General features: G+C 41.8%; 5 protein-coding genes and 2 pseudogenes. All 7 read right to left on the bottom strand.

Going from position 1 to position 8921, the window contains the following annotated elements:
- The coding region (locus AC1DUA_RS24740; RefSeq protein ID WP_477502293.1) for a family 43 glycosylhydrolase at positions 1-2752 on the bottom strand (2752 nt) is incomplete at its 3' end.
- 528 nt (positions 2753-3280) lie between these two features.
- Positions 3281-4582, bottom strand: a complete 1302-nt coding sequence (locus tag AC1DUA_RS24745) for a helix-turn-helix domain-containing protein (protein ID WP_477502294.1) — start codon at positions 4580-4582, stop codon at positions 3281-3283.
- Positions 4583-4881: 299 nt separating this feature from the next.
- Positions 4882-5670 (bottom strand): cohesin domain-containing protein, encoded by a 789-nt coding sequence (locus AC1DUA_RS24750; RefSeq protein ID WP_477502297.1) that lies wholly within the window; start codon positions 5668-5670, stop codon positions 4882-4884.
- A gap of 60 nt (positions 5671-5730) precedes the next feature.
- Positions 5731-7026 (bottom strand): annotated as a pseudogene (locus tag AC1DUA_RS24755) (carbohydrate-binding protein); the annotation flags it as partial.
- Positions 7006-7398: pseudogene (locus tag AC1DUA_RS24760) on the bottom strand (carbohydrate-binding protein); the annotation flags it as partial. The pseudogenes AC1DUA_RS24755 and AC1DUA_RS24760, both read right to left, overlap by 21 nt.
- 296 nt (positions 7399-7694) lie before the next feature.
- A complete protein-coding gene (locus AC1DUA_RS24765; protein WP_477502295.1) occupies positions 7695-8057 on the bottom strand; it encodes a helix-turn-helix domain-containing protein in 363 nt (120 codons plus the stop codon).
- A 215-nt stretch (positions 8058-8272) separates the two neighbouring features.
- Positions 8273-8921: ABC transporter ATP-binding protein (locus AC1DUA_RS24770; protein WP_477502296.1), on the bottom strand; the 649-nt coding region annotated here is incomplete at its 5' end.

Below are 8921 nucleotides of genomic sequence, written 5' to 3' on the forward strand. Positions count from 1 at the left end.
CAGCCAGCTTGGCCTGGTTAACTGCAATCGTTCCACTCGTATCATGAACACCAGACTTCACCTTAAATGTAAGATTCAAAATCGGCGTACTGACGCCAGTTATCCCTCCGATATTAGCGGAAATAAGTCTAACTTTCCCCGTGGTCGCTTTGTCCTCGCCGGCGATCACAATGTTCTCATTGGCACCCACCGCACTTACATATTCAAAGACTTCGGGATCATAAGAAAGAGTAATGTCCTGAGCATAAGCCGTTTGTGTCAGGTTATTCAGGTTAACTGCTGCTGTGAAACTGCTTCCAGGCTTTACACTGTTATCTGCTGTAATTACAGCTGTAGCTACTTTCGGCTCAACAGTCGGCCAAGCAGGATCTGCCGTTGAATTGCTTGTTGTTACGTAGATCCGATCAATAATTAAGCCGGATTCCCTTCCCCATAAATTCAGTTCATGCTCACCAGCGGAAATATTTAGCGTTGTGCCGCCTGTCACAAGCGTACCGCCATTACTGAGGTTAGCCCATCTAAACTGGCTGTTGCTCACATTCTGAATCCCATTGGAAGTAAATTTATACTGATTATCCAATCCGACGTGGATGGAATCCGTTTGAAAGCTATGACTTTTCGTAAGCAACCAAACATTGTAACTTCCTGTGGTTGGGAAGTTGATTTTGTAGTTAAGTCTGGAACCTGCAGCAAGGCTTGCAGCATCAGTTCCCGTCGTAACAGCCGTACCATCATCCGGGCTAAATAACATTGCTTTCGTAGACTGTCCGTCAACAAGCGTCCATGTATGGCCATTTGCGATACCTTGTACGTAGGCATTTGCTGAGTTTTCTGCAGCCGTTTCCGCCTCAATGGCCACAATGGCTGGTGTATTAAAATTAATCGTATAGACGGTCTGCAGACCATCCTTGCTTACAGTCACTGTAGCCTTTCCTAGTAAAGAAGTTGCTTGTGTAATGGTGACATTTGCGTCAGAGTCATTTGAAACAGCAGTAACTTGCGGAGGTGCTGAACCAGCAGGAAGATCTACGGAGTAGGTGTATACACTTGAATTAAATCCGCTCAGTTGCACGCCATTCAATTGAAGCGATTTTAGATTCGTATCGAAATTGGAACCCGACAACTTGTCATCTAATTTAAAATAATCATAATCAACATAACCGCCTGTTGTCTTCGTTGCGAAATTAAATAGTGCAAAACGGTAACCCATAAAATGCGGGAGTGTATACGACATTTGGAGTGTGTTTCCTATAGAAGCCCAACGCTGACCGTCAAGACTGAAATAGAAATAAACTTTATCCGTCCTATTCTTAAAGTCCAGTTCTGTCCTTAAGTAGACCGTATTTTGATTAAGAGGAATACTGGCTAATTCCACCGGCGAACCTGAACTGCCATTCACCATGACGACAGATTTCGCATTGCCGGACATTTTAACGCCAACAAATCCGTAGTTTTTCTGGAATGCCGCAATCCCGGCATAATCTCCATCTTTCATATTGCTAACATCTAAAGCAACTGTTCCTGAACTTTCCGGTCCAAAGGTTCTCTGGGTTAGTGAATTTCTTGCATTCAAGATATCAGTGCTCGTTTTTCCAGTCTTAAGTCTCAGATACCCTGCGCGTTCAGTTAGAGACCAGAACCTATTATCTGGATTATGGTTCCACTGCCATACTAGTGAGAGGTTCGATCCATTACTGTCATTTTCACCACTTGCTACCTCTGTGTGATAAGCTGCCACCTTCTCTGTTCTCTGGTCGAAAGTATCAGATGAAACCCAGGACTTCGACAGTGCCGCTGGAATCCCCGTATCATTGACATCTCCGAATACAGGCCATCCATCCTGACTCCATGTCATTGGTACAATGTAAGGAATACGACCGACTGATCCATAATCCTGGAACAACACACCATACCACTTCCCATCAGGGGACTGAACAACTCCCCCTTGCGCTACACCGGCACTATTAGAATTACTCCCGGATCTTAGAGCAATTTTCCCTTCGTAAGTGCCATCTATCGTATCCGCTCTGTGTACTAATTCAGTACGAACACTCCCTGTAGGCCATGAAATATTGAAGATATAATATTTTCCATTTATTTTATAAATGTGAGAGCCTTCCGCTCCAAGACCGCCAGAACCTCCAGGAGTACTTGCATTTTGAATAATTGTTTTATTCATTCCACCTGTTTTAATGGCTGTGGCATCTGCTGTAAGCTCGATTATTTTAATAGTCCCAGCTCCATAAACCATGTATACACGTCCGTCATCATCAAACAGCAAGGACATGTCATGATAAACACCACCAGCTAGTTCATACTTTTCCCACGGGCCTTTCTCTATGTCCGTTGTCTGAAAAATATAGGTTTTACCAATATCGTTGGAAGCAAACACCACATAAAACTTACCGTTATTGTATCTAATACTGCTTGCCCATGAACCCTGTCCATATATGTTCTGACCATTAGAAAGCGTTTGCTTGTCACTTGAAGCCAAGACATCGTAAACATAATTGACAATTTCCCAGTTTACAAGATCTTTTGATTTCATAACTGGAACTCCAGGGTTCACGTGCATGGTAGTACTGGTCATATAATAAGTATCGTTTACCCTAATGACGTCAACATCCGGTACATCAGCCCAAATAAACGGATTTTTTGCTGTGCTCTCCGCTGCTTGTGTAGTACTATAACCTGGTAAAAAACTTACTACTAATGTAAGAACTAAAAAGAATGCAAACATTTTTTTATACATGGATTTGAATTCCCTCCCATTCTAGCTCAATCTGAAAGCTAACTTTTGACCATTTAAACGAACGACCTGTACTCCCGTTAAATTTAGTGGATTATCCCCTAAGTTGGAAACATTTTATCGCCTCCCCTAGTTAATATTGCCTTCATTATAACTGTGTATTTAATCAAGCACGATGTAATTTCTTTTTATAAAAGTTCATTTTTTAGGTTATAAGTCCATTATCCTTTTTGCTAAAAATCAATTTTTTTGCGGATGAAAATAAACTTTTGCCGCTAAGTAAGATGCAACGCAAAAAACTGCTTTTGCAAGCAGGCTGGCCCCCAGTTATTGTAATCTCATTGACTAAAACCAGTAGCCAGCAATCGCTGCCGTCGTCATTAGCGGAACCCTCTTAACCGGCGAGGTAACTCTGCATATTCATTCTTCTTCAGAAGGTATTAAGTGAACGTAAATGGGCTAATAAATAAAATATCAAGAAAGGACTTTGGTGGATTTCACCAGAGTCCTTTCTTGAAGTAAACTTCATAATTACCGTTTAATCAACTGCTCACCAGCATCGCTCCGCTCCATGACCAAGAGGGCGCTATCTAAACTGCCGCATTTCTTAAACTCCTTGGTGGTCATCCCGGTTATGCGTTTAAAGAGAGTTGTGAAATAATGAGAATCGTTATAACCGACGAGAAATGCAATCTCGAATGATTTGAACGATGTCGTCTTAAACAGCTCCATTGCTTTAAGTATGCGATAATGTGTCAAGTACTCAATAAAAGTGCGACCTGTTTCCTGACTGAATACTTTACTTAAATGACTGGAACTCACCATGACATGCTCTGCTGCATCTTGAAGAGAAAAAGCATCATTGTTGTAATTAGCATGAATATATTCCTTAACACTCCTGAGCATTTCGCCATATCTGTCGTTAGTTTGGGAACGCCATGACCAGAACTGATTTGTAAGGCTGGTTAAATATTGAGTCGCTTCCTCTGTAGAACGAACTGTTTTGAGAATTTGCTGTAATTGCTGTAGCGTATCCTCAGGCGCATCCCAATGACGGTACATATCCTTAGCCGAACGAAATACCTCCAATGTCAAATCATTCAAAATGTAATAACCGATTGGGGAGGTTGTCCAGTTAATGCCGGCCAACGCCGATGCATATTCCTCAATAAATGAAGATAATTGTGAAGGAGATCCCATTTTCAAGAAATTTACGAACCAAGCACGGTCCAAGAAAACGTACTGCTCCATGGATCCTGAGATCGATTCCCAAAGCGTGATCCGGTTTTGACTCGATAGCCGCCTCCAGTGCATATCCTCAACAGCTTCCAGAAACGAGAGGTGGATATTCATAAGCCGTTCCTGTACGCTGCCAATCCCCATAGCAATCGAAACCGATGCAGTCGGAACCTGCTCGTTATTTATATGTAGTATTTCTTTGAAAATTTCTAGCTCATACTGGATTTGTTCTAGTGTCTCCCCTTTAATTAGCCAACAAATCTCAGTGCGACTTCGCTTAAATTGTATCAGTTCCTTACGACCAAGTGCTTGTTGAAATTGCCCGAGTAGATTATCTTCAATTTGACTCGCTGCAYCGATGTTCAATATTGKCATGTCTTCAAAGGTACGAGCATCCGAGATTACCACAACATAAAAACGCGCTTGCAAATCAAGTGACAAAGTCGCGCCAAGCTGAATAGCCTCAACCGTTGTGACAAAACCGCTGCACAAATCATTTAACAACTTATCACGGGATACTTCTATTTTCTCAAGCTCGCTTTGCCTCAACTTATCAATGCTTGCCTTTATTTCGCGCTCCTTATCGATGAACATGAATATGACCTATTCTAAAAATCGAAGCAGATTTAAAACGCTTTCAATTCTTTGTATAGTCATCTTTAACCATTCGATTTTGCTGCGATGTTGCTGTGATATGTTTTCATTATAAAATCCATAAAAGGAGTGAACAATGTACAACTCTTTACTTTACTTACCAGTTGTTGTCATATTGTAAGCGTAATCAACTATAAACCCTCTAATCTCTATACTAAAATCGAACATAGATCTTCACTTTTCCCAGTCTGGTTCAGAATCATGAACTCCCAGTAGATTGCCAACTTCAAACAGAAATACTATTCAAGTATCTCGGATCCTATATATGCGATATCCATAATATCGATCTTATTATCTCCATTTAAATCTGCTAACTTAGCCATTTCCCAATCTGCACTGTTGGAATCCTTGCCGTAATGATAAGCCGCAATAGCAAGGTCACCTACATCTATATTTCCATCTTTATTGAGGTCAGGCAATTTAATAACTGCAGCCTTAAAGATATCTACTGCACTGCCCAGTGCTGTTACGACACTGTCTACCTGAAACTGCGTCGCACTTTCATTGTCTTTTACTACTTTGGCTGCGTTAATCGCAGCGCTGAAAGCATCTTTGGCCGCCTGTGGGTATTGACCAGTTTGTGTTCCAACGATTGCTGCATCATACAGACTCTGTGCTTTTGTAATAGCTGTAGTCAAAGCTGCCTTGTCTACACCTACTACTACGCTTCCGATTAATATGCTCTTGCTGCCAAGAGCTGCCAGAATCACAGATCCATCAGAATCAGCAAGATCAGCCTTGGAAACTTCAATCGTTCCATTCGTATCCTGAACACCCGCTTTTACCTTGAAGTTCAAATCCAGAGCCGGCGTACTGGCTCCCGTTACGCCTCCGATATTGGCAGCAATGAGTCTGACCTTTCCAGCAGTTGTTTTCTCCTCTCCAACAATCTCGATGTTATGATTTGCCCCTGCCGTACTTACATAGTCAAATTTATTGGTATCATAAGTCAACGTAACGTCTTCGGCATAAACACTTTTCTCCAAGTTGTTCAAACTAACTCCAACTGTAAAACTGTTCCCTGGCATCACACTGTTGTCTGCTGAAAGTGCTGCTGTTGGTACTAGGTTACCCGTATTGATATCTGCAACAAAAGTTGTAACGCTTTGGGCAGGTAGTTCGGCCGTAAAGGAACCATTTGTTACATGAATAGTGGCTCCGGCATTAAGATTCCTTGTGCTGTCCGTTAACCATGAAGCTACGTTCGTTGCTATCTCGTTCTGCAAAACAAATTTTTGGCTCACGACTGTATTTCCTTTGTTTACTGCAACAATAACCGCTTTATCGTTACCTTTATAGGCAGATGTAAAAATCTGCGGATCGGGATTTTTAGTAGCTTCAACCCTTACATAGCCTGGTCGAATAAATTTCGAGTAGTGGGCCATCATGTATCCACGTTTACTTATCGTTCCGTCCTCTTTCATCGGTCCATATTGTCTGCGGATATACCACCATACGTATGTTTGGAAATTCCCTTCTACCATGGCATTATACATATGCTCTACAACGCCTAATGCCTCGGGCCAACGATCCGCTGAGTTATTCTCACTATTGGGATAGTACACTTCTGTCATCCAGAGTTCTTTGCCCGCGCCTTTCTGTTCAAAAAGCGGATAAGGGAAATCCTTATAATTGGTGCCATATGTATGTGCGCCGAGAATATCCAAATTCGCTAATGCTTCCGGATCGTTCAAGATAGGGTCTGACATTTGTTTTACGTAAGAAAATGATTCCGGTGCAATGACCCTGTTATGAATGGATCCCGCATTTTCTTTCATAAATCGAAGCATTTCTTCAGGGCTCCACCACGTCCAATCGTGTGCATAATCAGGTTCATTTTGAACGGAGATTGCATACAATTCCACACCATTGCTCTTCATGTAAGTATCGAACTCATTCAGATACTGCGCATACTCATCGTACATATCATGTTTAAGACGTCTATCTGTTGAATTCTCAACATAGGCAGTTAGGTTGATATTATCTATATTCGGTCCATCTGTGCCGGTAGTTACCAGTTTTAACGTATTGTTCCCGATCTTCATAGGAACCTGAACGGATTTTTCGCCCCAGGTTGACAGGCTGCCGGTTGCTTCAAAGGGTACATTGGTAATCACTTTCGTTCCATTCACATAAACATCTAGATTGCTTGTCCCTTCCTGCAGAGCATACCGAATTCTTACATTTTTCGTACCTGTGCTGCCAATGCCGATACTTCCCCACTGGATGGCTGCATCAGATGCCGCTTGAAAGTTGACATATCCGGAACCGCTATAACCTGAATTGATCCTTTCCATTGAGGAACTGGTCAACGTTGTTCCCGTCTCTGCTTCATATGTGGTGCCGTCGCCTGAGCTCATACCATGGTTGAAAGTCTCCAGCATTTCATTTGGAGGATTCCATGGCGATGCAAACACAATTGCTCCCCGTTCAATCGCTTTTTTAGCTGTTTCCAATTCTTTATACCAATTATTTTTATCTGGATCTATAAAAATCCTCAAAACAGAAAAACCCAACTGATTATCTCCATTACCAAAAGCTGTTTCTCTTTGAGCAGGTGTCAAATCTCCGATCCAAGCAGGGTGGTTTATCCCCCCAAATCCGCGTATCACTTGTTTTTCTGCCGATAAATTAACAATCACGTCATTAGCTGCCGAAGCAGCTGATACCTCAGTCGATGTTGGCACGAAGAACAGCGGCATCGCAGTTACACATACCAATAGTACGCTGAGTGATTTTTTTAAACGTGAGGTCATTGTTATCATCTCCTTGAGTAGTTAATAGGCTACTGCTTGCCAATAACGTTTATCATCACATCCCTTCTTATTTTATACGTTCTTATGAAACCGCTTTTAATAGAAATTTTATTAAAATGTAGGTAGAAATTACATAGAATATTTTTTTAAAAAACTTTAAATATTTTGTATGCCATACCAATCTGGCAATCAAAAAGAACTTCGGAGTAATCGAAGTTCTTTTCATTTTAATCCCATTTGATATCTTTACATGAAAAAAGAACCTATCGTTAATTCCGCAATAAGTCCGATTTATTCTACTTGTTTAGAATTTCAAATTCTTGCCGCTCTGATCTGCCATTTTCTATTAGAATTCTGGAGGGGGGGAAACCCTTTATTTTTTTAAATAGTTTACTGAAATAATAAATATCTTCAAACCCGCATTTATAAGCAGCTTCCTGAACGGTAAACTCACCACTAAGAAGGATATTTTCAGCATTGTTGATTTTCATTCTATTGATATATTCTTTAACGGATGCCCCCATGTATTTCTTAAATAGAGTTCCAAAATACGCGGTAGTTAAGCCAGCAATAGCTGCCAGCTCTTCAACTTCAAATTGATTCTGCAAGTTGCTTAATATGTACCTAAGAGCTTTCTGAATACGTTTGTCTATATTCACATTGTTGCCTTTATAGTACAGAGACTTGAAATAGAAGTGATTCACTTATCTTTTTAGTCATTCAAGATAAGCCTTGCAATGTACGCGGGGCGATATCAATCCGCCGCTATGATTAGTATCATAACGTTTATAAAGATTCCAGTCGGATGAATCGGATAGAATGTTAATAACCACAAAACCAAAAGCCGGAACCCCATAGGAGTCCCGGCTCTCACCTATCCAACTTCATTTAGTCGCCCATCCCTAAAATGCACAACCCGCTTCGCCTGCTGTGCAACAACATGATCATGCGTAATCAAAATAATCGTCCTGCCCTGCTCATTCAATCTCTTAAAAATCCCCAAAATGTCCACACTCGTTATCGAATCCAGTGCTCCTGTCGGCTCATCCGCCAGAATAATCGCCGGATCGCCGGCCAACGTACGGGCAATTGCAACGCGCTGCTGCTGCCCACCAGACAGCTCCGAAGGCAGATGCCGCCTGCGGTCCACGATATCTACCGCTTCCAGCGCTTTCATAACAAGTGGCTCCCGTTCACGCTTATTCATGCCCCGGTAAATAAGCGGCAGCTCCACGTTTTCATAAGCATTTAGCCGTGGCAGCAGGTTAAAACTTTGGAAAACAAATCCAATTTTTCGGTTCCTTATTTCAGCCAGCTGGGCATCCTTGAGCTGATTAATGGCCTTCCCATCCAGCACATAGTCACCATGGTCCGCAACGTCTAAACAACCTAAGATGTTCATCAGCGTAGATTTCCCAGACCCCGATGGTCCCATGATCGCCACGAACTCGCCATGATCAATCCGTAATGAAATATCATCCAACGCGCGAATTGTTTCTCCACCCATCACATAGTTCTTGCTC

It is taken from the genome of Paenibacillus sp. 01T422 (assembly GCF_056398785.1).

Coding starts and splice junctions, on each gene's coding strand:
- AC1DUA_RS24750 (WP_477502297.1), bottom strand. CDS start 5,670: ATGCCAGGGAACAGTTTTACAGTTGGAGTTAGTTTGAACAACTTGGAG.